The organism is Enterobacter sp. MGH 16, from assembly GCF_000493175.1.
Classification (GTDB): Bacteria; Pseudomonadota; Gammaproteobacteria; order Enterobacterales; family Enterobacteriaceae; genus Enterobacter; species Enterobacter roggenkampii.
The window spans coordinates 4,491,590-4,515,225 of the sequence record NZ_KI535695.1 but is presented as its reverse complement, the minus strand read 5'-3'; the positions used below and the strand labels follow the sequence as shown (position 1 = coordinate 4,515,225).

24 protein-coding genes and 1 pseudogene are annotated in these 23,636 nt (G+C 58.3%); 12 read left to right on the top strand and 13 right to left on the bottom strand.

Annotated elements, in window-relative coordinates:
* The first annotated feature begins 98 nt into the window (after positions 1 to 98).
* From L362_RS01880 to L362_RS01895, 4 genes are all read left to right on the top strand, one after another.
* A complete protein-coding gene (locus tag L362_RS01880) occupies positions 99 to 2,252 on the top strand; it encodes a carbon starvation CstA family protein (protein ID WP_008501310.1) in 2,154 nt (717 codons plus the stop codon).
* Between the two features lie 96 nt (positions 2,253 to 2,348).
* On the top strand, positions 2,349 to 2,552 hold the full coding sequence (locus L362_RS01885; protein ID WP_023345387.1) for a YbdD/YjiX family protein: 204 nt from the start codon (positions 2,349 to 2,351) through the stop codon (positions 2,550 to 2,552).
* 10 nt (positions 2,553 to 2,562) lie between these two features.
* Positions 2,563 to 3,516: a GTPase gene (gene yjiA, locus L362_RS01890; protein WP_023345386.1), complete on the top strand. Its 954-nt coding sequence runs from the start codon at positions 2,563 to 2,565 to the stop codon at positions 3,514 to 3,516.
* A 185-nt stretch (positions 3,517 to 3,701) separates the two neighbouring features.
* A complete protein-coding gene (locus L362_RS01895) occupies positions 3,702 to 5,549 on the top strand; it encodes a 3'-5' exonuclease (protein ID WP_023345385.1) in 1,848 nt (615 codons plus the stop codon).
* Positions 5,550 to 5,647: 98 nt separating this feature from the next.
* Here L362_RS01895 and L362_RS01900 read toward each other — a convergent pair whose 3' ends face one another.
* The gene (locus L362_RS01900; protein ID WP_023345384.1) at positions 5,648 to 7,006 is read right to left on the bottom strand and encodes an esterase-like activity of phytase family protein; all 1,359 of its coding nucleotides are present in this window, start codon (positions 7,004 to 7,006) and stop codon (positions 5,648 to 5,650) included.
* A gap of 411 nt (positions 7,007 to 7,417) precedes the next feature.
* Here L362_RS01900 and L362_RS01905 point away from each other — a divergent pair, with 411 nt between their 5' ends.
* Positions 7,418 to 7,963, top strand: coding sequence for a YfaZ family outer membrane protein (locus tag L362_RS01905; RefSeq protein ID WP_008501313.1), 546 nt, complete (start codon positions 7,418 to 7,420; stop codon positions 7,961 to 7,963).
* A complete protein-coding gene (locus L362_RS01910) occupies positions 7,963 to 8,283 on the top strand; it encodes a hypothetical protein (protein ID WP_008501314.1) in 321 nt (106 codons plus the stop codon). Before L362_RS01905 ends, L362_RS01910 begins: the two co-directional genes overlap by 1 nt.
* Before the next feature lie 43 nt (positions 8,284 to 8,326).
* Here L362_RS01910 and L362_RS01915 read toward each other — a convergent pair whose 3' ends face one another.
* Positions 8,327 to 9,697 carry an NAD-dependent succinate-semialdehyde dehydrogenase gene (locus L362_RS01915; RefSeq protein ID WP_023345383.1) on the bottom strand — a complete coding sequence of 457 codons (1,371 nt, stop codon included), beginning with the start codon at positions 9,695 to 9,697 and terminating at the stop codon, positions 8,327 to 8,329.
* 151 nt (positions 9,698 to 9,848) lie between these two features.
* Between L362_RS01915 and L362_RS01920 the strand changes: the two genes are divergently transcribed.
* Both L362_RS01920 and L362_RS01925 read left to right on the top strand, forming a co-directional pair.
* Positions 9,849 to 10,592, top strand: coding sequence for a helix-turn-helix domain-containing protein (locus L362_RS01920; RefSeq protein ID WP_023345382.1), 744 nt, complete (start codon positions 9,849 to 9,851; stop codon positions 10,590 to 10,592).
* Positions 10,593 to 10,639: 47 nt separating this feature from the next.
* Positions 10,640 to 11,278, top strand: coding sequence for a LysE family translocator (locus L362_RS01925; RefSeq protein ID WP_023345381.1), 639 nt, complete (start codon positions 10,640 to 10,642; stop codon positions 11,276 to 11,278).
* Positions 11,279 to 11,304: 26 nt separating this feature from the next.
* Here L362_RS01925 and L362_RS01930 read toward each other — a convergent pair whose 3' ends face one another.
* Together L362_RS01930 and L362_RS01935 are read right to left on the bottom strand one after the other, a co-directional pair.
* Positions 11,305 to 11,610: a BrnA antitoxin family protein gene (locus L362_RS01930; RefSeq protein ID WP_023345380.1), complete on the bottom strand. Its 306-nt coding sequence runs from the start codon at positions 11,608 to 11,610 to the stop codon at positions 11,305 to 11,307.
* Entirely contained in the window at positions 11,597 to 11,884 is a 288-nt protein-coding gene (locus L362_RS01935; protein ID WP_023345379.1) for a BrnT family toxin, read from the bottom strand. Before L362_RS01935 ends, L362_RS01930 begins: the two co-directional genes overlap by 14 nt.
* A 169-nt stretch (positions 11,885 to 12,053) precedes the next feature.
* Here L362_RS01935 and L362_RS01940 point away from each other — a divergent pair, with 169 nt between their 5' ends.
* On the top strand, positions 12,054 to 13,325 hold the full coding sequence (locus L362_RS01940) for a DUF445 domain-containing protein (protein ID WP_021240620.1): 1,272 nt from the start codon (positions 12,054 to 12,056) through the stop codon (positions 13,323 to 13,325).
* Here the strand turns inward: L362_RS01940 and L362_RS01945 are convergent.
* The 7 genes and pseudogenes from L362_RS01945 to L362_RS01970 form a co-directional block, all read right to left on the bottom strand.
* Positions 13,322 to 14,398: a DUF2955 domain-containing protein gene (locus L362_RS01945; protein ID WP_023345378.1), complete on the bottom strand. Its 1,077-nt coding sequence runs from the start codon at positions 14,396 to 14,398 to the stop codon at positions 13,322 to 13,324. The two genes, L362_RS01940 and L362_RS01945, sit on opposite strands and share 4 nt — an antisense overlap.
* Entirely contained in the window at positions 14,388 to 15,455 is a 1,068-nt protein-coding gene (locus L362_RS01950; protein ID WP_085930304.1) for an HlyD family secretion protein, read from the bottom strand. The genes L362_RS01945 and L362_RS01950 overlap by 11 nt, the downstream gene beginning before the upstream one ends.
* A complete protein-coding gene (locus tag L362_RS01955) occupies positions 15,452 to 15,922 on the bottom strand; it encodes a MarR family winged helix-turn-helix transcriptional regulator (RefSeq protein WP_023345377.1) in 471 nt (156 codons plus the stop codon). Before L362_RS01955 ends, L362_RS01950 begins: the two co-directional genes overlap by 4 nt.
* A gap of 145 nt (positions 15,923 to 16,067) precedes the next feature.
* Positions 16,068 to 16,763, bottom strand: a complete 696-nt coding sequence (locus L362_RS01960) for an ArsR/SmtB family transcription factor (RefSeq protein ID WP_023345376.1) — start codon at positions 16,761 to 16,763, stop codon at positions 16,068 to 16,070.
* A pseudogene (locus L362_RS24255) lies at positions 16,756 to 16,872 on the bottom strand (amino acid-binding protein); the annotation flags it as partial. The gene L362_RS01960 and the pseudogene L362_RS24255, both read right to left, overlap by 8 nt.
* Entirely contained in the window at positions 16,851 to 17,180 is a 330-nt protein-coding gene (locus L362_RS01965) for an antibiotic biosynthesis monooxygenase family protein (RefSeq protein ID WP_023345375.1), read from the bottom strand. The gene L362_RS01965 and the pseudogene L362_RS24255, both read right to left, overlap by 22 nt.
* 151 nt (positions 17,181 to 17,331) lie before the next feature.
* Positions 17,332 to 18,747 carry an aldehyde dehydrogenase family protein gene (locus tag L362_RS01970; protein ID WP_023345374.1) on the bottom strand — a complete coding sequence of 472 codons (1,416 nt, stop codon included), beginning with the start codon at positions 18,745 to 18,747 and terminating at the stop codon, positions 17,332 to 17,334.
* Positions 18,748 to 18,847: 100 nt separating this feature from the next.
* Between L362_RS01970 and L362_RS01975 the strand changes: the two genes are divergently transcribed.
* Positions 18,848 to 19,750, top strand: coding sequence for a LysR family transcriptional regulator (locus L362_RS01975; protein WP_023345373.1), 903 nt, complete (start codon positions 18,848 to 18,850; stop codon positions 19,748 to 19,750).
* Here L362_RS01975 and L362_RS01980 read toward each other — a convergent pair.
* Positions 19,737 to 20,216: a carboxymuconolactone decarboxylase family protein gene (locus L362_RS01980; RefSeq protein WP_008501331.1), complete on the bottom strand. Its 480-nt coding sequence runs from the start codon at positions 20,214 to 20,216 to the stop codon at positions 19,737 to 19,739. The genes L362_RS01975 and L362_RS01980 overlap by 14 nt on opposite strands.
* A 101-nt stretch (positions 20,217 to 20,317) precedes the next feature.
* Between L362_RS01980 and L362_RS01985 the strand changes: the two genes are divergently transcribed.
* Positions 20,318 to 21,706: a MocR-like pyridoxine biosynthesis transcription factor PdxR gene (locus L362_RS01985; RefSeq protein ID WP_023345372.1), complete on the top strand. Its 1,389-nt coding sequence runs from the start codon at positions 20,318 to 20,320 to the stop codon at positions 21,704 to 21,706.
* An 86-nt stretch (positions 21,707 to 21,792) separates the two neighbouring features.
* Here the strand turns inward: L362_RS01985 and L362_RS01990 are convergent, their stop codons facing one another.
* A complete protein-coding gene (locus L362_RS01990; RefSeq protein WP_023345371.1) occupies positions 21,793 to 21,954 on the bottom strand; it encodes a DUF1127 domain-containing protein in 162 nt (53 codons plus the stop codon).
* A 176-nt stretch (positions 21,955 to 22,130) separates the two neighbouring features.
* On the opposite strand from L362_RS01990, the gene L362_RS01995 reads away from it, so the two are divergent.
* Positions 22,131 to 23,546 (top strand): aminotransferase-like domain-containing protein, encoded by a 1,416-nt coding sequence (locus tag L362_RS01995; protein ID WP_023293369.1) that lies wholly within the window; start codon positions 22,131 to 22,133, stop codon positions 23,544 to 23,546.
* The last annotated feature ends 90 nt before the right edge of the window (positions 23,547 to 23,636 follow it).

Below are 23,636 nucleotides of genomic sequence, written 5' to 3'. Positions count from 1 at the left end.
GCGCGCGGGGATCTGGCACGATCGCTCCAGCATTAATCAATACCTCCTCACAACGAACCCTGACCCTTTTTTCTTTACATAAAAAACCAGGTCTTACTATGGATACTAAAAAACTACTGAAGCACGTGCCCTGGGCCTTACTCGGGATCCTCGGTGCTTTCTGTCTGGCGGTTGTCGCATTACGCCGGGGCGAACACGTCAGCGCCCTGTGGATCGTGGTCGCGTCGGTTTCCGTCTACCTTGTGGCTTATCGCTACTACAGCTTATACATCGCGCAGAAGGTCATGAAGCTCGACCCGACGCGTGCCACACCGGCGGTCATTAACAATGACGGCCTGAACTACGTGCCTACCAACCGCTACGTGCTGTTTGGTCACCACTTTGCCGCCATCGCAGGCGCTGGCCCGCTGGTCGGCCCGGTACTGGCCGCGCAGATGGGCTACCTGCCGGGTACGCTCTGGCTGCTGGCGGGCGTGGTGCTGGCGGGTGCGGTGCAGGACTTTATGGTGCTGTTTATCTCCTCGCGCCGTAACGGTTCGTCGCTGGGTGAGATGATCAAAGAAGAGATGGGCCGCGTGCCGGGCACCATCGCCCTCTTTGGCTGCTTCCTGATCATGATCATCATCCTCGCGGTGCTGGCGCTGATCGTGGTGAAAGCGCTGGCCGAAAGTCCGTGGGGCGTCTTCACCGTCTGCTCTACCGTACCGATTGCGCTGTTCATGGGCATCTACATGCGCTTCCTGCGCCCTGGCCGCGTTGGCGAGGTATCGGTGATCGGTATCGTGCTGCTGGTCGCCTCCATCTACTTCGGCGGCGTGATTGCGCACGACCCGTACTGGGGCCCGGCGCTGACCTTTAAAGACACCACCATCACCTTCGCGCTGATCGGTTACGCATTCGTTTCTGCCCTGCTGCCGGTGTGGCTGATTCTGGCTCCGCGCGACTACCTGGCGACCTTCCTGAAAATCGGCGTGATCGTCGGGCTGGCAATCGGGATTGTGATCATCAACCCTGAGCTGAAAATGCCGGCGGTCACCCAGTACATTGACGGTACCGGTCCGCTGTGGAAAGGCGCCCTGTTCCCGTTCCTGTTTATCACTATCGCCTGCGGTGCCGTGTCTGGCTTCCACGCGCTGATCTCCTCCGGCACCACGCCGAAGCTGATGGCCAATGAAACCGACGCGCGCTTCATCGGTTACGGCGCAATGCTCATGGAGTCCTTCGTGGCGATCATGGCGCTGGTTGCGGCGTCGATTATCGAGCCTGGCCTGTACTTCGCGATGAACACGCCACCAGCGGGTCTGGGCATCACCATGCCTAACCTGCATGAGATGGGCGGCGAAAATACCGCGCTGATCATGGCGCAGCTGAAAGAGGCCAGCGCACACGCGGCGGCGACCGTCAGCTCCTGGGGCTTTGTGATTTCGCCTGAGCAGATCATGCAGACCGCGAAAGACATCGGCGAACCGTCTGTGCTGAACCGCGCAGGTGGTGCGCCGACGCTGGCGGTAGGTATCGCACACGTGTTCCACAAAGTGCTGCCGTGGGCGGACATGGGCTTCTGGTACCACTTCGGTATTCTGTTCGAAGCGCTGTTCATCCTCACCGCGCTGGATGCCGGTACCCGTGCGGGCCGCTTCATGCTGCAGGATCTGCTGGGTAACTTCGTGCCGTTCCTGAAGAAAACCGACTCTCTGGTGGCGGGCGTACTCGGCACCGCGGGCTGCGTAGGCCTGTGGGGTTACCTGCTGTATCAGGGCGTGGTCGACCCACTCGGCGGCGTGAAGAGCCTGTGGCCGCTGTTCGGTATCTCTAACCAGATGCTGGCGGCCGTGGCCCTGGTGCTGGGTACCGTGGTCCTCGTGAAGATGAAACGTACCAAATACATCTGGGTTACCGTGGTGCCTGCGCTGTGGCTGCTGCTCTGCACCACCTGGGCGCTGGGTCTGAAGCTGTTCAGCACCAACCCGCAGCTGGAAGGCTTCTTCTTCATGGCTAACCAGTACAAAGAGAAGATTGCCGCAGGCGGCGCGGATTTAACCGCGCAGCAGATTGCCAACATGAACCATATCGTGGTGAACAACTACACCAACGCGGGTCTGAGCATTCTGTTCCTGGTGGTGGTGTACAGCATCATCTTCTACGGCATCAAAACCTGGATGAAAGTGCGCAACATCGATGGCCGCACGGATAAAGAAACCCCGTACGTGCCGGTACCGGAAGGCGGCGTGAAGACCTCTTCACACCACTAAAGCAATGGCGGGTGGCGCTGCGCTGACCCGCCCTACAACGGTACTGTAGGCCCGGATCGCTGCGCGCCACCGGGCTTTTTCTTATCAGGACACGTTATGTTTGGTAACTTAGGCGAAGCAAAAAAATACCTCGGTCAGGCGGCGAAAATGCTGATTGGCATTCCGGACTATGACAACTACGTTGAGCACATGAAGACCAACCATCCGGATAAGCCGTTCATGACCTACACCGAATTCTTCCGCGAGCGTCAGGAAGCGCGCTACGGCGGAAGTGGAGAAGGCGGCGTCCGCTGCTGCTAAAGGAGAGACCATGACCCCGATTGCCGTTACCCTGCTGACCGGTTTCCTCGGCGCCGGTAAAACCACCCTGCTGCGCCATATTCTGAACGCGCAGCACGGCTTCAAAATCGCCGTCATCGAAAACGAATTTGGTGAAGTCTCCGTAGACGACCAGCTGATTGGCGATCGCGCCACGCAGATCAAAACCCTGACCAACGGCTGCATCTGCTGCACCCGCTCTAATGAACTGGAAGATGCCCTGCTGGACCTGCTCGACAGCCGCGACCGCGGCGACATCGACTTTGACCGCCTGGTGATCGAGTGCACCGGCATGGCCGACCCCGGCCCGATTATTCAGACCTTTTTCTCGCACGAGATCCTTTGCCAGCGCTACCTGCTGGACGGCGTGATTGCCCTTGTCGATGCGGTCCACGCCGACGATCAGATGAACCAGTTCACCATCGCCCAGTCTCAGGTGGGCTACGCCGACCGCATCCTGCTGACCAAAACCGACGTGGCGGGCGAAAGTGTAAAGCTTCGCGAGCGCCTGACGCGCATCAACTCCCGCGCGCCGATTTACACGGTGACGCACGGCGATATCGACCTGTCTCAGCTGTTCAACACCAGCGGCTTTATGCTGGAAGAGAACGTCACCGCAAAACCGCGCTTCCACTTTATGTCCGACAAGCAAAACGACGTGGCGTCGATTGTGGTGGAGCTGGATTACCCGGTGGATATCAGCGAGGTCTCCCGCGTAATGGAGAACCTGCTGCTGTCGTTTGCCAACAGGCTGCTGCGCTACAAAGGGATGCTGTGGATTGACGGCGAGCCCAACCGTCTGCTGTTCCAGGGCGTGCAGCGCCTGTACAGCGCCGACTGGGACCGACCGTGGGGCGAAGAAGCGCCGCACAGCGTGATGGTGTTTATTGGCATCCAGCTGCCGGAGGAGGAGATTCGGGCGGCGTTTGCGGGGCTGAAAAAGTAAATAGCCGCTCCCTTGTCCGCGGGAAAGGGAGCGTATTTTTCTGAGGCAGATTTCCTCGTATCACGCTTTCTGTTTGCCATATTGTCTGTTAATGTCCTTAATAATAAAAATCATGTCTCAATTAATATTCTCTGAAATATTAATTGAACGGAATTATATAATTTTCATGAATTGGTAGGCGTAATATGGCAATCATTATTCCCACAATCAGCAGCTGTAGCGAGAAGATAACGGCCGGAGAAAAAAGGCTGGCAAGGCTTCTTGAGGGTGGGCTCAGCGAACAGTGTACCTGCTGGTACGATACTCGAATGGGAGACAGGCAAGAGCATCCTGATTTTGTGATTCTGGCACCCGAAAAAGGTTTGTTGTTTGTTGAGGTGAAAGACTGGTTTATCACGAAAATAAAATCCGCGAATAAAACGCATATTGATTATGAGACCAAAAACGGCATTGAGCCCCTAAAAAACCCGCTCGAACAGGTTCGACAATATACCTTCCCCATCATTGACAGCCTGAAAAAAGATCCTCTGCTTCGCCAGCAGCAGGGCGATTATGAGGGCAGCTTTATTATGCCGTATGGATACGGGGTGTACTTGAGCAATATCACCCGGGCGCAGCTGGAAAAGAATTTTACACCCGACGAGCTGAATGAAATATTGCCCACCAGCCAGGTGATTTGCAAAGACGAGCTCAGCGAGTTTATGACCCGGGAACAGATCTCCGCCCGGCTCGAATCCCTTCTCAGATATCGCTTCGTTCATCACGCGACCCCACAACAGCTCGACCGCATTCGCTGGCATCTTTATCCCGACGTACGTATTAACGCGTCCGTGACGCGGGTCGATCTGGATAATTTTACGTTCCACACCCCTGATGTGGTCTGCATGATGGACAGGAATCAGGAACAACTCGCCAGAAGTATGGGGGCAGGACACAGGGTCATTCACGGCGTGGCAGGATCAGGCAAAACGCTCATTTTGCACCACCGATGTATTGAGCTTGCCAACAACATAGAAAATACCAAACCGATACTCGTGATTTGCTACAACATTACGCTGGCCAAAAAACTTAAAGCGCAGCTCGAACAATATAGCCTCAGACTTCCAGTCGAAGTTATCCATTTGCATGCCTGGTGTTATCAGCAATTAAACGCGAATCGGCGTCTTCCACCCAAGAGCAAAAACTTCATTGAGCTCATGGAAAATGCGCTGACGGTGGCATTTGACGAGGGAGTGATAAAACCGGAGCAGTACAGCGCCGTTCTGATCGATGAAGGACACGATTTTAAGCCGGAATGGCTAAGAATCCTCGCTAAGATGCCGGATAATAAAGATAGCTCCCTACTTTTCCTGTATGATGACGCTCAGTCAATTTATCAGAAAAAGAAAGCGCTCGATTTTACCCTCTCCAGCGTCGATATAAAGGCTCAGGGCCGCACAACGATTCTGGATACCAATTATCGCAATACCCGGCAAATACTCCATTTTGCCAGCAGCGTAGCATTTAATTATCTCAATAATCACATAGAAGCCTCTCTCAAATACCAGCAGCCTGCTGCAGGAGGACTGTCAGGGCAGTATCCGGCGCTGGACAGCTTTGATAATCAGGACGAGGAGATTACACGCGTCCTTGATTGGGTCACAGAGCAGCGTCAGCAGGGGGTTGCATGGTCGGAAATCGCCATACTGTGCCCCTCCACCTACAGCATTTCAGGTATGCTCGGACCACGGCTCGAAGCCCGCAAGATCCCCTACCAGATGATTGTCTCCAGCGATGATAAAAAGCACTGGTCACCGCAGAATGATTTCCTTTGCATCATGCCGCTGCCAAGCAGTAAAGGTCTTGAATTTCACTCAGTCGCCATTATGGATGCGGCAAAGGAAAGGGATAGTGAAGATCTGAGTGACGATATCAAGCGCCTTTACGTCGGTTTTACCCGCGCACGACAGAATCTTCTGGTGACAATGCACGGAACCGGAAGCTTGCGAGATCATCTGGTCGAGACTTGGGAAAAGAGCGTTAAAACGATCTAGCTGCTCCGCGTTGATAAATATCTGCACCGAACAATCCCCTCTCCCCTTTGGGGTGTACGGTCCGGGGAGAGGGTTAGGGTGAGTGGTGAGCGGTAAACTTATTTCACCGCCTCCGGCAGCGTCACAATCCATAACTCGCTGTCGGACTCCGGCTTCTTCAGCGGCTTCACGCTGAGCGTGGTTTCCACCGGTTTATCATTCAGCGTCAGCTTGCCTTCCGCGTTCACCCGGTAATCCTTAAGCTTCTTGCCCTCGACCGGGTTTTGCATCGCGACCTTCACGCCAAAATCGTTATCGTTCGCCACCGCAAGCGTTTTGCTGTCGATCAGCGCCAGTCCTTCAGCCTTCTCCTGCTGCCAGCCCAGCGCGCGGAGATCGACCACCTGCGTTTTTGCCGCAAGGGTAATGCCGCGCTGCGCCAGGGTTTTCTCATCATCAAACTCCGGATATTCGCCCGGCTTGTCGAAGGCGGTCAGGTCACTCGCCTTGCTGAGATCCACCTTGTAAATCAGGTTGCGCATCCCGTCGTTTTTATCGCTTCCCTGCTCAATCAGCAGGATGTGCTGATTATCGAGCGCCACGATGTCGCCGATTTTGGCATCGCTGTTTTTGTCGTAGGCCGCGCTGTCGATAGGGTAACCGTACATCGCGGTTTTGCCGGTCGCCGGGTCGAAGCTTACCAGACGGGTAAACAGCGCCTGCTTTTTGCTCTTCCCGTCGATGTCCAGCGTGCTTTGCACGGCGGCGATAATCCGCCCGTCCGGCATCCGGGTCAGGCCTTCAAAGCCCCGGTTGGGCTGACGCCATTTGATGATGCTTGGCAGACCGCCCGCGATAGATTTTTCCCCTTCCGCGGCCTGCGGCCCGTGGATCGCGAGGATCTTCCCTTTGCTGTCGACGTTAATCAGGAACGGGCCGTACTCGTCGCACAGCCAGTAGCCGCCTTTGCCGTCCGGCGTAATGCCTTCCGTATCCAGTCCGCGGTTATCACCTTTCAGGACCTTGAGGGTGTCGCTGAACGCCACTTCATTGGTGGAGCCAATCACGCCGCTTTGCAGCGGGAGACCGTTAATCTCGCCTTTATCGTCGTGCAGCGGGCGGGCATCAACCGCCTCCGCTTTGCCGTTCTGGACGCGGATGGTCATCAGGAGCGGCGCGAAATCCGGCGTAACAAAGATTTTGGCTTCGTTTTTACCCATTTTTGGCGCATCGGCGTTGGGACCGCGATCGGTCACGGTCGCAAACGTCAGGGCATCGCCCTGCTTGCCCGTAAACAGCAGGCCAGAACCAATCCCCACCGGGAGCCCGTTCGGGAACGCATCGGCAAACGCGCCGCTGTATTTCACATGGGAGCCGTCAGGGAAGCTGACGATATAGCGCTCAGCGGTAGGCTGCGCAGCCAGGCCAGAGAAAGAGAGCGCACAACCGATAAGCACAGGAATAATTTTTCTTTTCATATTGTTAGTGTCCAGTGAGTGAAGCCAACAACGTAAAGAATAAACGTGTCAGAAAAATGACATAGAAAGGCAACCGGCGTGCGCGGGTGAACGTATATTCATTGCCCTGAAATGTAAGGTTGTGTTGTATTATGTGACATCTGAAATACTTCTGGAAATTATTAGAAACCCAATTAATTCACCTCTAATCACTATCCCTTCCTCGTTCAGTTTATGTTTAGTCAAAAAATTAAACGGTGCCTAAACGTCCGAACATCACGCGTTGACACCTCGACAATCAAACATCGATGCAACATTTCAAATAAAAAAGTTAACAATATCAGCATAAAACAGCGACCTTCATCACATTTGCAGTCATAAACATCGCTTGTTAAGGTGCCCCCAGATGAATTTAATGACGAGGCATAAAACATGAAAAAACTGAATATCCTTCTTCTTTCTGCTCTGACCGCCCTCTCGGGTTCCGCTCTGGCAATGGGCGGCAGCATTGAGCAGGGTAAAAACTTTACCAACCTCAACCTCGAGATGGGGAAATCCTCATCCGGCCTGTATGCCGAAAGCAACTGGCTTAAAAACACCGATGACGGTACCCAAACCGGCGGCGTGGGCGCAGGCTACAACCTGGAAGTGGGCCCGGTGATGCTGAATGCGGGTGCCAAAGCCATCTACATCGGCCCGAAGAAAGGCGATAACGGCGTGGCGTTCCCGATCGGCGGCGGTGTGAACGTTGCCCTGACCGACAGCATCCACGTGTACGGTGAAGGCTACGTGGCGCCAGAAGGGCTGAACAACAGCGTGAAAAACTACGTGGAAGCCAACGGCGGCGTAAGCTGGACGCCAATTACGCCTGTGACCCTGAAAGTGGGTTACCGCCACGTGAGCGTTGATGGCAAGGACGGCCGCCCTGGCCACACGCTGATTGACGGCGCATATGTAGGCGGTGGAGTCACCTTCTGATGAAACACCGCATGACCGCGCTTTGCGTTCTGAGCCTCACGCTGATGCTCACCGGCTGCGTCCAGTACAAATGGGTGAAACCGGGCGTCAGCGATGCGGAAATGAATAAAAAGCTCACGGAATGCGAAGCGCAGGCGCTGATCGATCTTCCCCCGGATAACGTGGTGACCGGTTCGAGCTCGGAAAAAACGGACAAATCGAAAAAGAAAAAGGATATTTCCACGAGCTACACGGTTGAAGACGCGAATGAATATCGCCGGGATACGCTGGTTGACAGCTGCATGTTCAAAAGCGGCTGGGACAAGATCGAAGTGCAATAACCCCATAAAAAACCTGCCGGTTGGCAGGTTTTTTTATGGCCTCTTACTGACGCACCACCACCAGCTTCTGGTTCACAAACTCTTTGATCCCCAGATCCGACAGCTCGCGTCCGTAACCGGAGCGCTTCACGCCGCCGAACGGCAGCTCTGGCGCGGTATCGGTGAGCCAGTTGATATACACCATCCCGGTCTCAATCCGCGACCCCATTTTTTTCGCGCGCTCGATATTCTGGCTGAATACCGCCCCACCCAGGCCGTAGTGTGAGTCGTTCGCCAGCGCGACCGCCTCGTCGTCGTTTTTTACCACGTACATCTGCGCCACCGGGCCGAAGAACTCTTCAAAGTACGCCGGGTTGTCGCGCGAGATATTCGTCAGGATCGTCGGTTCGAAGAAGCTCCCCTCACGCTGCACCGGCTTGCCGCCATAGTGCAGCGTCGCGCCGTTTTTCACCGCCTCGTTGACCTGTTTGGTCAGCGTTTCCAGCGCATCTTTCGACGACAGCGGCCCCAGCGTGGTGCTTTCGTCGAGCGGATCGCCAATCTTCACCTGCTTAAATGCCTCGGTGAATTTGCTCAGGAAGGTGTCGGCAATCTTTTCATGCAGGATAAAGCGCTTCGCCGCGGTACAGACCTGCCCGGCGTTGTTGAGCCGCGCATTCACGCCAATCCTGACGGCTTTGTCCAGGTCCGCATCGTCCAGCACCACGAACACGTCGTTACCGCCCAGTTCAAGGGTGGATTTCTTGATGTGCTTCGCCGCCTGCGCGGCCACCACGCTACCCGCTTTTTCGGAGCCGGTTAATGCGGCACCCTGCACGCGATCGTCGGCAATGATGTTCGCCACCTGCTCGGACGAGATAAACAGGTTGGTCCATGCGCCTTCCGGCGCCCCCGCCTCGCGCACCAGGTGGGCAAAGGTCTCGGCGCAGTGCGGCACGATGCTGGCATGCTTGGCGATAACGGGGTTACCCGCCGCCAGGTTTGGCGCCAGAACGCGCATCAGCTGGTAATACGGGAAGTTCCACGGCTCAACGGCCATCAGCACGCCGATGGGGTGATGTTCCACCCACGCTTCCCCGAGTTCGGATTGATACTTCACCGGGGCCAGGAACTGCTTCGCGTTGTCGGCGTAGTAGCGGGCGATCTGCGCGCACAGCTTCACCTCGCCGCGGCTCTGTTCGATGAGCTTGCCCATCTCCTGACTGGCAATTTTCGCCAGCTCCTCGGTGCGCTCGTCGATCAGGTCGGCAAGCTTATGCAGCACCGGCAGGCGCTGATTGATGTCGCCTTTCGCCCAGTCCGAATGGTAAAGCGCATCGGCCGCCTTCAGCGCCGCGTCGATATCCGCGTCGGTATGCGAGGGGTATTCTTTGATGAGCTGGTTAGTGGCAGGATTTACTGTCTGATAAGCCATGTCGAATCTCCTTGTTTTACCGCTTAGGGTATTAAGGGTAGTCAACATGACTGGCTGTGGACGTAAAGTTGGGTATATCCGGAAGGTTCTTAATGAAGCGCTGCAAGACGGTTCGCTGACGTGGTATAAAAAACGTCCAGAAGGAGTGCATATGACCGATACCCGACACATCCGGCAGACTTTTCACCGTGCCTCAGGCCTTGAGCTGCGCAGCACGTGGCAGAGCACGCAGGCGTACAAACGCCACAGTCACCCTCAGCTCTCTATCGGCGCGATTATGGAAGGCCAGACCTGCTGCATTTGTCATGACAAAGAATACATCCTTAACCCCGGGGACCTCATTGTGATCCCGGCCTCTGCGCCGCACAGCTGCAACCCCGTCGCCGGGCAACCGCGCAGCTACCATATGCTCTATATCGACACCGATATTCCTCTGGCGTTACAGGTGATTCGCGACCCTGCGCTCTTTAAGCGCTACCTGGATATTGTTGAGGCGATGTCGCCTGTATCCGTGGACACGCTGCTTTCATCCCTGCCCCGCCGCGTGGAAAACGCAGACGCGCTTCGCTCAACCAGCCAGCACGTGCGGCAGGCGTTTCTTGCCGACCTGGCCGCACCGCCTTCGCTTGACGAACTTGCCCAGCGATTCTCGCTGCGCAAGGAGACGCTGATCCGCACCTTCCGACAGGATACCGGCCTGACGCCGGGCAGCTTCCTCAACATCTCCCGCGTGGAGTTCGCCAAAGCGCGACTGCGTGCCGGGGACGACATCGCCGACGTTGGCTACCAGAGCGGGTTTGCCGACCAGAGCCATTTTCATAAGACCTTCGTCAGCTATACCGCCGCCACGCCGCGCCAGTACGCGACGGGCCGATCAATATCTGACAATAAATAACGTTGGCATCACCGTAGCCTGACCTCAGATTGTTAACCGAGGCTGCTATGGAACTGTTCTTCCCTTCCGCTTTTCTCGCCCTGGCGCTGGCGCATTTTGTCGCCCTGTTAAGCCCGGGGCCGGACTTCTTCCTGCTGGTGGGCTACGCGGCGCGCTACCGACTGCGCGGCAGCGCCGGATTGTGCGTCGGCATCGCCGCGGGTAACGGGCTGTATATCTTACTGGTGATTATCGGCTGGAGTGCGCTGCGCCAGTTTGCATGGCTGTTTACGCTGATAGAGCTTTGCGGGGCGCTGTATCTGCTGTGGATCGGCTCGCATCTGGTGCGAAGCCAACCGCAGGCACTGGCGCTGAATGAACCCCGTCAGCGCTGTCCCTCGCTGCGCAAGCAGATCCTGCTGGGGCTCGGCTCGGCGCTGCTTAATCCGAAGAACGCGCTGTTCTATCTGGCGCTGATGACGGCGCTACTGGGACCGGACGTGACGCTGCTTCAGCAGGCGACGTGCGGCGTCTGGATGATAATGGTGGTGCTGGCGTGGGATCTGGCGCTGGTGTCGCTGATGGGGCTATCGGCGGTGCAGCAGAAGCTCAGCCGTGCGCTGTGGCTGATAGAGCGCACGGCGGGGGTGGTGCTGATGGGGTTTGGCGGGTGGGTGCTGTGGCGGCTGCTGGAAAATATACGCTGAGATAGCGGGCAGCCCAACGCTGCCCGCTATTTATTTTTGTTTTGATCGCGCAGCATCGCTTCTCGCAAAATAGCATTGAGCCGCGTCTGGTAACCTTTCCCAGGCCTTTTAAGCCACTCCATCACATCGGCGTCAATGCGTACAGATGCCTGAGTTTTGAGTGGACGATAAAACTTTCCTCGCACCGCCCCTGACCACTGTTCATCGTCCGTAGCGGGGATATCGCTGTAATCAATCTCTGCTTCTGGTTTTTCAGCTAATGCTTTGAGCTCAGCCACACGACGAGCGCTTACCTCAGGCGCACTACCTCGTTTATGTTTAACGATGCTCATAACGGCTCCTCTCTTTACGGTCCGCCTTTCGTGCGCTAATGATACGGATGATTTCTCCTCCGCTTTCAAAACGTACCGTATGTGCGACCAGAATAACAAGAAGGCCTTGCACAAGGCCGATGGTTTGCCAGCGAAATTCACCGTTTTCATAGCGATTCTGAACAGACAAATGATAAGGATCGTCGAAAACCATAACCGCATCCTCAAAGCGTATGCCATGTTTTTGCAGGTTACTTTTCGCCTTATTGCTATCCCACTCATACTCCGTTGGCATAGTGTACCCTTCCCTGATTGTATATACAAAAAAGCATATACAAATTACGCAAGGATTTAACCAAATATGCAAAAGATGAGTTTAATTCCGGAAGGCAGGTTCCAGAAGCGGGAATGACATAACGCTCCCTGCTTTGCACTTTCCCCCCGCTTCCCTCTATCCTTAACCCATGGAAAAAATAGCTGAACTCAAACGCGCCAAGCTGCTGGCGCTGTCGCTGCTGCTGGTTGCCGCCGCGGCCTTTATCACCACCCTGTTCCTGCCGCAGACCTTTTGGGTGCGCGGCGTCAAGGCCATTGCCGAGGCGGCAATGGTTGGCGCGCTGGCGGACTGGTTTGCGGTGGTCGCGCTGTTCCGCCGGGTGCCGATTCCCTTTATCTCCCGCCATACGGCGATCATCCCGCGCAATAAGGACCGGATCGGCGACAATCTCGGCCAGTTCGTGCAGGAGAAGTTTCTGGATACCCAGTCGCTGGTGGCGTTGATCCGCCGCTATGAGCCCGCACAGATGATTGGCGCCTGGTTCAGCAAGCCCGACAACGCCCAGCGCGTCGGGCTGCATCTGATGCAGGTGATGAGCGGTTTTCTCGAACTCACCGACGACGGGCGCATTCAGCGCCTGCTAAAACGCGCGGTACATAAGGCCATCGACAAGGTCGATTTCACCGAAACCAGCGCCGTGATGCTGGAGAGCATGACCAAAAACAACCGCCACCAGGTGCTGCTGGACGCCATCATCAACCGGTTGATTACCCTGATTCAGCGGGAAAGCACGCGGGACTTTATTGCCGACCAGATTGTCCACTGGCTGAAGACCGAGCATCCCCGCAAGGCGATGGTGCTACCCACCGAGTGGCTGGGCGATCAAAGCGCGGAGATGGTATCGAACGCGGTCAACACGCTGCTGGACGATATCAGCCACGACCGCACGCACCAGATCCGCCAGGCGTTTGACCGCGCCACGCTGAAGCTTATCGACAACCTGAAAAACGATCCGGAGATGGCGGCAAAAGCCGACAACATTAAGCACTACCTGAAAAACGACGAGGCGTTTAACCGCTATCTGGGGGAGATGTGGGCCGACCTGCGCCAGTGGCTGAAGGCAGATATGCAGAGTGAGGACTCGCGCGTGAAGCAGCGCATCGCCAACGCCGGGCTGTGGTTTGGCGAAACGCTGACAAACGACGCCAGCCTGCGGGCATCTCTGAACGAGCATCTGGAGCAGGCGGCGCACCGCCTCGCGCCGGATTTTGCCGCGTTCCTGACGCGCCACATCAGCGACACGGTGAAAAGCTGGGACGCCAAAGACATGTCCCGCCAGATTGAACTGAACATTGGCAAGGATCTGCAGTTTATCCGCGTCAACGGTACGCTGGTGGGCGGGACGATTGGCCTGATCCTGTTTTTACTCTCGCAGCTGCCTGCCGTGCTGGGACATTAATCCGCTTTGGGCGGCGCGATGACGTAGCGCGTTGCCTCGAAGCGGTTGAGGATCAGGTGCATCAGAAAGACCATCGTCAGCGTCGCCACCAGCGAAAAGGTAACGGAGGTGATGCGGTACAGATCGCTGAACACCAGGTCGGTGTCCGGGTGCATGTTCTGCCCGAACATTATCCCGATGGTGGTGATGCTGGAGAAGCCTACGCCCGCCCCGACCTTCTCCATCACGTGGAGTCGCGCACCAAACGCCAGCCCAAGGCCGATCAGCGGCATCATCAACAGCATATGGCTGCTGTGATCGTAGAGGATCAGCTGCACCACCAGAATATAGAGGCAGCCCAGCACCACGCCGACCACGCGCCAGATGGAGCTCATCACCGCGCCGCGATAGTGCATCGGGAACAGGATCAGAATCCCTGCCATCAGCGCCGAAAGCGAATCGCTTAAGTCGCTAATCTGAAACACGACGAATATCAGCGTCGCGACGGTGCCGGAGAGCAGCGACTCGTGGCGCACGCGGGCGTCGTCTTTCTCAATCAGCGGCGGCGGCTTGCGGGGCTCCACGTCCGGCAGGAGATAGTTCATCAGCGCGCTCAGGCACACCGCCATCACGCTGGCTTCGATGTTCGAGAACAAAAGCGTATGCCAGTTGGTGGTGGGGTAGCTCATAAAGTTGAGCATCACGCTCTGGCACACCACGCCCATGGACCCGAACAAAAACAGCGGCCCTTTACTCATAAAGCGAAAACGCATCACGTAGAGGGCGAAGACCACCAGCGTCATGATCGCCGGCCATTGCGACAGATAGCCGATGATAATTACCATTTCGACGCAGTTAAGCGATGCGCTGAAGATAAACTGCTTCGCCACGTGGCGGTTAAACACCGGCACCAGCGACAGCAGCATGATCGGATAGACCACGAAAAAGACGCCGTAGCGGGTGTTGTAGAAGCTCGAGATGCTCAGCGCAATCATCCCGGCAAAGACGATGCGCAGGGTCTGGCGAAAGTCGTTTGCCGTATAGACGATGTTGCCGTGCGGGGTAAAGACCCGCGCCAGGGTGCTAATAGACATAGTGAAGCAGGCTCACCAGATGGATCTGCATCCCGGAGAAGAAGCGCGCAAACGGCCCTTCGCTGTTGTAGAGCTGCACGGTCGCGCGGGCGCCGGTCGGCAGATGCTTCGGCAGCGGCTCGTCCAGCGAGACGTGAATGCGCATGCGCTGGGCATCGCGTACCCAGCGGTTAGAGGTTTCCGGCTCGGAGAGCTGGCCATTAACGGCCTCCTGACCTGCCAGGATCCCCGCGTCGCTGCTGGTGACGTGGGCGCGGAAAACGTGTCCCGGGAAGGCGTCAAACACCACGGCCGCATCGGTGCCCTGATGGGTATGGCGCAGACTCTTCTCACGGAAATCGGCCACGATATCGGTCTGGTTGTTTACCAGCGCCAGCGCGGCCGAACCGGAGGAAGCGTAGAAGCCCGGGCTCAGCTGCAGGTTACTGACCGTGCCGTCCGCCTGGGCGTAGACCTTCGTCCAGCCGAGGTTCAGCTCTGCTTCATCCAGCGCGTTGCGGTATTTTTGCAGCGTCACGTTGCGGTGTTCTTCGCGCTCACCACGCTGGATGCGCAGGTTGCGGATGTTGGCCTGAATCGTGCTGACGGACTGCTCGCTGCTCTGCCAGGTGGTGCGAACCTTATCCAGATCCGCCTGCGAGACGTTCTGCAGGGTGCTCAGCTTCTGGTAGCGATCAAAGGTCACTTTGTCGTTACGCGCGGTCAGCACGGCGGTTTTCAGGCTGGCCTGCGCGGCAGCGATCTGCGCATCCAGCTGTTCGTTAGACAGGCGAGCCTGCTCGAGCGCGATTTGCGCCGCTTCCACCTTATTGCGAAACGGCGTGTCGTCGAGTTCAAACAGCAGATCGCCTTTCTTCACCTGGCTGTTGTTATGGACATGTACCGCCGCCACGTAGCCGGAGACGCGCGGAGACACCGGCGTCACCACGCGCATCACGGTGGAGTCCGGCGTCAGCGGGATCCAGATATCCGCGACGATAAAGTAGACAAACATCAGCAGGAAAGAGGCAATACTCACCCTTACCCAGCGGGCAAACTTTTGTTCAGGGGTCATTATTTTTCGGTCTTGTTATCTTCTTCGCGGATTGTCCGCAAATTGCAGGCGATTTGATTCAACGTGGCGCTGAAAATATCGAGATGTTCCGGCGCGATGTTTTGCGATACCCGCGCCTGATACGTCTCAATCACCTGAGTGAGCCTTTTTAATATGGCTTTTCCCTCAGGCGTCAGCGTCAGAAGCCGGATGCGCTTGTCATAAGGCGATGTGGTGCGCAGCAGGTAACCCTGATTTTCCAGCTGTGTGAGGGTGCGCATCAGCGGCGGCAGTTCAATGCCCTGCACCTCCGCAAGCTCACTCATTGAGACGTTATCCCCGAGCTGATGAAGCTGCATCATCACCGTCCAGCTCGACTGGGTTAACCCGGTATCGAGAATGGCGTCGTCGATGACGGCACGCCACTGGCGCACGATCATCGCCATCCGCATGCCCATCGGCCTGCGGCAGAACAGTTCTTCTTCACTCATGGGGAACCTCTCGTCACACGCGGTCAAGATAATAGTTATCAGGGTAACTATCAAGAAACGAGAAGTTAAAGCGCAGGAATTGCGAAAGGTGTTACTGGAGGCGATGTACATGTAGGCCCGGTAAGCGCAGCGCCACCGGGCATTTTTAGCGGCAAAAAAGCCTCTTAACAGCAGCCTTTCCCGACGCCGTCACCACCACCTCCCGATACCCCGCCACCCGCTGGATCCAGCCTTTACTTTCCAGATGGTCGAGCAGCAACGCACCGGCTTCTCCGCCCAGGTGAAACCGTCGCTCGCTCCAGTCCAGGCAGGCGCAGCAGGCCTTCCGGCGCGGATGCGCGCTTAACGAAATGCCGAGCGCCAGGAACTGCTCCCGGCCATAGAGGGTCAATGCGGAACCGTCAGCCTCCAGCCAGCCTTCCGCCTGCATGAAATCATAGATCTGCACCGCCACGGCGCCTGCGAGGTGGTCGTAGCAGGTCCGGGCTTCACGCATGGCTTTCGGCGCGCTGGTTTCCGGCGGGGTAATGCGGCTCCACGAAAGCCCCATCATCTGTTCCACCAGCGCCGCCACGTCGTGCCCGGCAAGACGATAATAGCGATGCCGCCCTTGCGACAGGCAGGTTATTAGCTGTCCTTCAACCAGCCGGGCAAGATGCCCGCTGGCGGTCGACGGCGCAACGTCTGCCGCCGCGCTCAGTTCAGTGGCCGTCCACGCCCGCCCGTCCATTAGCGCACAGAGCATCTTCACGCGCGACGGATCGGCCATGGCAGCCGCCACCGCGGCAATCGCCTTTTCCAGCATCGCGCTGTTATCGGGGGGTAAACTCGTCTTAAGCATGGGCCGCCCAGGGTTCGGTGATCTCTGCGGCCAGCTTATCATCATCCGTCAGCAGAATAAGGTGATTCGCATGGTCGCTGTACTGAGTCAGGATAGACACGCCGCGTGCCCTCCGGTTTCGGAACTGTATTCCCGCACCAGCTGCGCCACCCGAATACGGTAGAAAGAAAAAATCGACGCCCGCCCTTCGGCCTGCGCCGCCTGATGAAAGACGTTCTGCTTCCAGCGGCGGACGGCCTCTTCATCCCGCCACCAGGAAAGGGAGAGGATTTTGCCGTCGGTGGTCAGGCTCTGGAACCGTTCGATATCAATAAAGCCGTCGATGTCCGCCAGCAGCGGCTTAAGCTCTGCGGCAAGCTGAAGATAGCGCGCCTGATGGGCAGGCTCGGCTTTGGCTTCGAAAAGGACTGCGATCATGGTTTTCTCTCCGTTGTGATGTTGGGGAGAGAATGCAGAATGGAGAGATACAATGCTTCGGCAAGGAGCGAAGCGTTGTGCCGGATGGCGCTGCGCTTATCCGGCCTACGGTTCATGTAGGCCCGGTAAGCGCAGCGCCACCGGGCGGGTTTTAGCCCACCATCGACCTCGGCTCCATAAACGCCCGAATTCCCCACTCGCCCATCTCGCGCCCCACGCCGGAGTGTTTGAAGCCACCAAATGGCGCTTTCGGTTCATGAGCCAGGGTGTTCACCAGCACGCGACCGGAAACAATCTGCTGTGCCACGCGTCGCGCGCGGTCCACATCGCCGCCCAGCACCATCGCGCTCAGGCCGTACTCGGTATCGTTGGCAATGGCGATCGCCTCCGCCTCGTCACGATAGGGGATCACGCACAGCACCGGGCCGAAAATCTCGTCGCGGGCAATGGTCATCCGGTTGTTCACGTCGGCAAACAGCGTCGGACGCACGAACCAGCCGTCCCGCGTGCCGTCCGGTCGCCCTTCGCCGCCCGCCAGCAGGCGCGCCCCTTCTTCGATTCCTTTGCGGATATAGCCCTGCACCCGCAGCCACTGCTTTTCGCTGACCATCGGGCCGACGTCTGTCGCGCTGCTGCGCGGGTCGCCGGATTTCACTGCCGCCACGGCCTGCGCCAGCGCGGTTTCGATCTCCGCCTTGCGCGAGTAAGGCACCAGAATGCGCGTCCCGGCCACGCACGCCTGTCCGCTGTTCATAAACCCGGCCTGGATCACCAGCGGGATCGCCTGCGCGAGATCCACATCATCCAGCAGGATCGTCGGCGATTTACCGCCCAACTCCAGCGTGACGCGCTTAAAACTCTCTGCCGCGTTGCGCAGGATCGCCTTGCCGGTATTCGTGGAACCGGTGAACGAGATTTTCGCGACGTCCGGATGGCGGCTGAGGGTTTCGCCCACCGTCTCGCCGCGTCCGGTGACGATGTTAAACACGCCCGGCGGCAGCGCGGCGTCGCGCAGCGCTTCGGTGACAATCTGCGTTTGCAGGGCGCTCATTTCGCTCGGCTTGATGACCGCCGTGCAGCCCGCCGCCAGCGCGGCCGCCAGTTTGCCGCAGATAAACCCCGCATCGCTGTTCCACGGCGTAATCAACCCGGCCACGCCGAGCGGCGTCATCTGCACCGTTGCGGCACCTGCGGAGGTGACAAACTCAAACGCCTCCAGCGCCTCGATGGCCTGAGCAATCACCTCTGCCGGATAGCTTGCCATCCATGCCGAGCGCGAGGCGGGCGCGCCGTACTCTTCAATGACCGCTGCCAGCAGATCGTCGTGACGGGCGGCCACGGCGGCGTGCATGCGCTTCAGCGCGGCGATGCGTTCCTGCTTTGTGGTCCGGGACCACGCCGGAAACGCCGCTATCGCCGCCGCGATAGCGCGTTCAGCGTCAACCTCATCCGCCAGACGCACCTGGCCCATAACCTGCGCCGTCGCCGGGTTGTACAAATCAAACCACTCGGTACCGTGCGGGGTAACAAATTCGCCGTTAATAAAGATCTGTTCGATGGTGTGCATATAAACCTCCTCAGGCTGTGTGAGACCAGTCTGTCACGGCTTCTCCGTTGCGATAATCCACGCTATGCTGCAAGGGTTGTTTCGATTTTCAGGATAATCTATGCATCGTTCAGGTCTGACAGAGCTGGAAGTGGTGATGGCGGTGGTGCGGCGCGGCAGCTTTCGCGGTGCGGCGCAGGAGCTGGGGATGTCCGCCACGGCGGTCAGCAACGCCATCGCCGGGCTGGAGAGCCGCCTTCAGACGCGACTTTTCAACCGCACCACCCGCAGCGTGGCGCTCACCGACGCCGGGCAGCGCTACGTGGCGCGTATCGGCCCGGCGCTACAGGAGATCCGTCTCGCCGGGGAAGAGATCCACAGCGACACCGGGGAACCCGCCGGCACGCTGCGCCTCAACGTGCCGAACCATATCGGCACGCTGTTTCTGGACCAGCTGCTGATCGACTTCATGATCCGCTACCCGAAAATGCGCGTGGAAACGGTGAGCGAAGCGAGGATGATCGACATCGTCGCCGAAGGCTATGACGCGGGGATCCGCCTCGAAGAGTCCGTTCCGCAGGACATGATCGCCGTGCCGCTGACCGGTGAGATCCGCCAGCTCGTCACCGCCACGCCGGACTATTTCGCCCGTCACGGCATACCCGAGACGCCGGACGATCTGCTTTCACATCAGGGGATCGGCATGCGTATGGCCCACGGCGGGATCTACCGCTGGGAGCTGGCCCGTCGGGGTGAAACGTACGCGCTTGCCGTGCCGCCGCGCTTTGCGACGTCCGATCTTTTTGCCTCGATCCGCGCCGTAAAAGCGGGGTTAGGGGTGGGATTTTTACCGGAACTCTATATTCAGGACGAGCTGAAAAGCGGGGAGCTGGTGAGCGTCTTAAACGACTGGGCGCAGCCGTTTGCCGGGCTGCGCCTGTACTACCCTGGCCATCGCCACGTCCCGCCGGGGTTGCGGGCGCTGGTGGCGATGATCCGCGAGCGCGGGATTATTCCAGGTTAGCCTTATTCAGCCCGTAAGCCGCGTCCAGCGAGCCGGGCGCCATGCGGGAGGTGATCCCCAGACGGTTCCAGGCGTTGATTGCCACGATGGCGAAGTTCAGCTCTGAAATCTCCACGTCGGAGAAATGTTCCGCCACGCTGCGGTAGAGCGCATCGCTCACGCCGTGAACGCCGATTTGGGTTAGCGCTTCGGTGAAGGCCAGCGCCGCTTTTTCACGGGCGCTAAACAGCGGGGACTCGCGCCAGGCCGCCAGATGGTACAGGCGCAGCTCGCGCTCGCCGGCAATTTTCGCCTCTTTTGAGTGCATATCGAGACAGAACGTACAGCCGTTCAGCTGCGACACGCGAATGTCGATCAGGTGCTTCAGCGCCGGATCGATGGAGGTTTTTGCCACCTCCATGCTCAGGGCAGACAGCGCGTTGGCGAGGGCAGGTGTAGCTTTATGGTGGTTAACGCGAGTGCTCATGGTCTTTCCTCTTTTTGTGCGGCATGTGTCATGCGATGAGGCAAATCTACGCCGTTCATGACATAGTAAAAAGATACAAAAAGCGTGAAATGAGGTAGGACATGAAGCCGGGCTATCACGAGATTTATTCCCGCTATCGCGACAACATTATGCTCGGCGTGCTGAAGCCGGGCGATAAGGTACCTGCCATCCGCGTGCTGGCGGAAGAGCTGAAGGTGGCGCGTAAAACCGTCGAAACGGCGTATGCCATTCTGACGGGTGAAGGGTATCTGGTGAGCCAGGGGGCGCGCGGCACGCGGGTTAACCCGGACCTCCTGCTGCCGGACAAGCATGCCCCGGCGGAACAGCCCACCGGTACGCTTCCGGCCTCGCTCATCAGCCAGCGCGAGCGGGCGGGGTTTCTGCGCCCCGGCATCCCCGCCCTCGACAGCTTCCCGTATAAAAAGTGGCTGCTGCTGGCGGGCCAGGCGACGCGGGCCATGCGTCAGGAGGAGATGCTCAACCCGCCGGTGCTGGGCTGGTATCCGCTGCGCCAGGCCATCGCCAGCTACCTCAACATCTCGCGCGGGCTCTCCTGCACCGCCGAGCAGGTGCTGATCACCAGCGGCTACAGCGGCAGCCTGCGGCTGATCCTCGACACCCTCGCCAGCCGCAGCGACAAGGTGGTGTTTGAGGATCCGGGTTATTTTATGGGCCAGCAGCTGCTGAAGCGGATCGTGCCGCGCCTGCACACGGTGCCGGTCGATCGCTGCGGCATCGACACGGACTACCTGCTCCGCCACCATCGCGACGCCCGTTTTGCCATCGTCACCCCGTCGCACCAGAGTCCGCTGGCGGTCACGCTCTCGCTGCCGCGTAAACAGCAGCTGCTCGACTGGGCCAGCCAGAACGAGGCGTGGATCATCGAAGACGATTACGACGGGGAGTTTCACTACACCCGCAAGGTGCTGCCGTCGCTGAAAAGCCTCGACCAGCACGACCGGGTGATCTTTATGGGCACTTTCAGTAAAACCATCATGCCGTCGCTGCGCATGGGCTACGTGGTGATGCCCGCCAGCACCGTCGGGGCCTTTACCGACTGCGCGGATATCACCACCAGCGGCCAGCCGGTGCTGACGCAGAAGATCCTCACCGCGTTTCTCAACGAAGGGCATTTTTTCCGTCACCTGAAAAAGATGCGCGCGCTGTATCAGACCCGCCGCGACTGGATGATTGCCGCCCTGCGCGAGGTGTATGGCGATCTGTTTTTCACCGAGCAAAACGACGGCGGGATGCATATCGTGGCGTTTCTCACCAAAGGGAGCCGTGACCGGGAAGTGGCGCGCTGCTGGCAGGAACATCAGCTGCAGGTCAATGCGCTCTCGGAATGGTATCGCGGGTCGGGCAAACGCTACGGGCTGGTGATGGGCTATAACAACGTGCGCTCGTATCAGGAGGCGCTGGATTTGCTGGAAAGGCCGAAGCGGCAGACGCTTGCGCTGTTGCGCTAAACATCGCCCGGTGGCGCTACGCTTACCGGGCCTACGGGATCGAGTAGGCCGGGTAAGGCGCAGCCGCCACCCGGCGACGACGTGGATCACACATCATACCGCGACAACCCAACGTCCTTGAGCTGCTCGTCGCTCATCTGGCTCAGGATGCGGCGGGTGCGGTTGATGCGATACCAGCTACGCAGCGTTTTCGCGATCCAGACAAACACAACAAACGGACGTTTTGAACGATTCTCGTAGAATTCCATGATGCTCTCCTCACTGTGTCAGTGGGGTTATCATCCCGGAAATCGGCCTGTGCAATACAGATGCAAAAACTACTTTTGTTTAACATACAGATCCGCTAAAACAGTATCTGCATGGCAATTTTCGCAGCAATCTGTACTGGTTTTATAATCTGTATGATGAAAACAGAGGATACAGCATGACGCGCTATCAACATCTCGCCAACCTTCTGGCAGAACGCATTGAACAAGGGCTGTATCGCAGCGGCGAACGTCTGCCGTCGGTGCGCGCGCTGAGTCAGGAGCACGGCGTGAGCATCAGCACCATACAGCAGGCCTACCAGATCCTCGAAAACCTCCAGCTGATCACGCCTCAGCCGCGCTCCGGCTATTTTGTCTCGCCGCGCAAGGCCCAGCCGCCCGTCCCGGCAATGACGCGCCCGGTGCAGCGCCCGGTGGACGTTACCCAGTGGGATGAGGTGATGATGCTGCTGGACGCCCGCGCCGACAAAGAGATGATCTCCTTTGGCGGCGGTTCGCCGGACATTAACCAGCCGAGCCTGAAGCCCCTGTGGCGCGAGATGAGCCGCATCGCGCAGCATAACCCCGGCGAGATGCTGAGCTATGACGTGCTTGACGGGCGCCTGGAGCTGCGCGAGCAGATCGCCCGCCTGATGCTGGACGGCGGCTCCACCGTCTCGGCAAGCGACATTGTGATCACCAACGGCTGCCACGGTGCGCTGTCGATCGCCCTGCTGTCGGTGTGCAAACCGGGGGATATCGTGGCGGTGGAATCACCGTCGTTTCACGGCACCATGCAGATGCTGCGCGGGTTTGACATCAAGGCGATTGAAATTCCCACCGACTCTGAAACCGGGATCAGCATCGAAGCGCTAGAGCTGGCAATGGAGCAGTGGCCGATCAAGGCGGTGATCCTGGTGCCCAACTGCAATAACCCGCTCGGGTTTATCATGCCGGAGGCGCGGAAAAAGCAGGTGCTGGCCCTCGCCCAGCGGCACGATATCGTGATTGTCGAGGATGATATTTACGGCGAGCTGGCGGCGGAGTACCCGCGCCCGCGCACCATTCATTCCATGGATATCGACGGCCGCGTGATCCTCTGCAGCTCGTTTACCAAAACCGTGGCGCCGGGCCTGCGCGTCGGCTGGATTGTGCCGGGACGCTACTACGACCGGGTGATGCACATGAAATACGCCGCGGGCGGGTTTAACGTGCCGGGCACGCAGATGGCGGTGGCGGCGTTTATCCGCGACGGCCATTACCATCGCCACGTGCGCCGCATGCGCCAGATTTATCAGCAGAATATGGAAACCTACACCTGCTGGGTGCGGCAGTATTTTCCGGCAGAGATTTGCGTCACGCGCCCGCAGGGCAGCTTCCTGCTGTGGGTGGAGCTGCCGGAGACGGTCGATATGGTGTGCGTCAGCAAGCAGCTGTGCCGGCTGAAAATCCAGGCCGCGGCCGGGTCGCTGTTTTCCGCCTCCGGGAAGTACCGCAACTGCCTGCGGATCAACGTGGCGCTGCCGCCAACGGAGAAACATCGCGAGGCGTTGAAGAAGATGGGTGAAGCGATTGTGATTGCGATGGAGGAGTAGTTTTTGCCGGGTGGCGGCTTCGCCTTACCCGGCATACGTTCTCGCCGTTGTATGCCTGGTAAGCGCAGCGCCACTGGGCAACAGGCCGCA

Coding starts and splice junctions, on each gene's coding strand:
- L362_RS01940 (WP_021240620.1), top strand. CDS start 12,054: ATGGAAAAAATAGCTGAACTCAAACGCGCCAAGCTGCTGGCGCTGTCG.
- L362_RS01955 (WP_023345377.1), bottom strand. CDS start 15,922: ATGAGTGAAGAAGAACTGTTCTGCCGCAGGCCGATGGGCATGCGGATG.
- L362_RS01885 (WP_023345387.1), top strand. CDS start 2,349: ATGTTTGGTAACTTAGGCGAAGCAAAAAAATACCTCGGTCAGGCGGCG.
- L362_RS01980 (WP_008501331.1), bottom strand. CDS start 20,216: ATGAGCACTCGCGTTAACCACCATAAAGCTACACCTGCCCTCGCCAAC.
- L362_RS01960 (WP_023345376.1), bottom strand. CDS start 16,763: ATGCTTAAGACGAGTTTACCCCCCGATAACAGCGCGATGCTGGAAAAG.
- L362_RS01985 (WP_023345372.1), top strand. CDS start 20,318: ATGAAGCCGGGCTATCACGAGATTTATTCCCGCTATCGCGACAACATT.
- L362_RS01990 (WP_023345371.1), bottom strand. CDS start 21,954: ATGGAATTCTACGAGAATCGTTCAAAACGTCCGTTTGTTGTGTTTGTC.
- L362_RS01970 (WP_023345374.1), bottom strand. CDS start 18,747: ATGCACACCATCGAACAGATCTTTATTAACGGCGAATTTGTTACCCCG.
- L362_RS01975 (WP_023345373.1), top strand. CDS start 18,848: ATGCATCGTTCAGGTCTGACAGAGCTGGAAGTGGTGATGGCGGTGGTG.
- L362_RS01895 (WP_023345385.1), top strand. CDS start 3,702: ATGGCAATCATTATTCCCACAATCAGCAGCTGTAGCGAGAAGATAACG.
- L362_RS01930 (WP_023345380.1), bottom strand. CDS start 11,610: ATGAGCATCGTTAAACATAAACGAGGTAGTGCGCCTGAGGTAAGCGCT.
- L362_RS01920 (WP_023345382.1), top strand. CDS start 9,849: ATGACCGATACCCGACACATCCGGCAGACTTTTCACCGTGCCTCAGGC.
- L362_RS01995 (WP_023293369.1), top strand. CDS start 22,131: ATGACGCGCTATCAACATCTCGCCAACCTTCTGGCAGAACGCATTGAA.
- L362_RS01900 (WP_023345384.1), bottom strand. CDS start 7,006: ATGAAAAGAAAAATTATTCCTGTGCTTATCGGTTGTGCGCTCTCTTTC.
- L362_RS01915 (WP_023345383.1), bottom strand. CDS start 9,697: ATGGCTTATCAGACAGTAAATCCTGCCACTAACCAGCTCATCAAAGAA.
- L362_RS01910 (WP_008501314.1), top strand. CDS start 7,963: ATGAAACACCGCATGACCGCGCTTTGCGTTCTGAGCCTCACGCTGATG.
- L362_RS01965 (WP_023345375.1), bottom strand. CDS start 17,180: ATGATCGCAGTCCTTTTCGAAGCCAAAGCCGAGCCTGCCCATCAGGCG.
- L362_RS01905 (WP_008501313.1), top strand. CDS start 7,418: ATGAAAAAACTGAATATCCTTCTTCTTTCTGCTCTGACCGCCCTCTCG.
- L362_RS01880 (WP_008501310.1), top strand. CDS start 99: ATGGATACTAAAAAACTACTGAAGCACGTGCCCTGGGCCTTACTCGGG.
- yjiA (WP_023345386.1), top strand. CDS start 2,563: ATGACCCCGATTGCCGTTACCCTGCTGACCGGTTTCCTCGGCGCCGGT.
- L362_RS01925 (WP_023345381.1), top strand. CDS start 10,640: ATGGAACTGTTCTTCCCTTCCGCTTTTCTCGCCCTGGCGCTGGCGCAT.
- L362_RS01935 (WP_023345379.1), bottom strand. CDS start 11,884: ATGCCAACGGAGTATGAGTGGGATAGCAATAAGGCGAAAAGTAACCTG.
- L362_RS01945 (WP_023345378.1), bottom strand. CDS start 14,398: ATGTCTATTAGCACCCTGGCGCGGGTCTTTACCCCGCACGGCAACATC.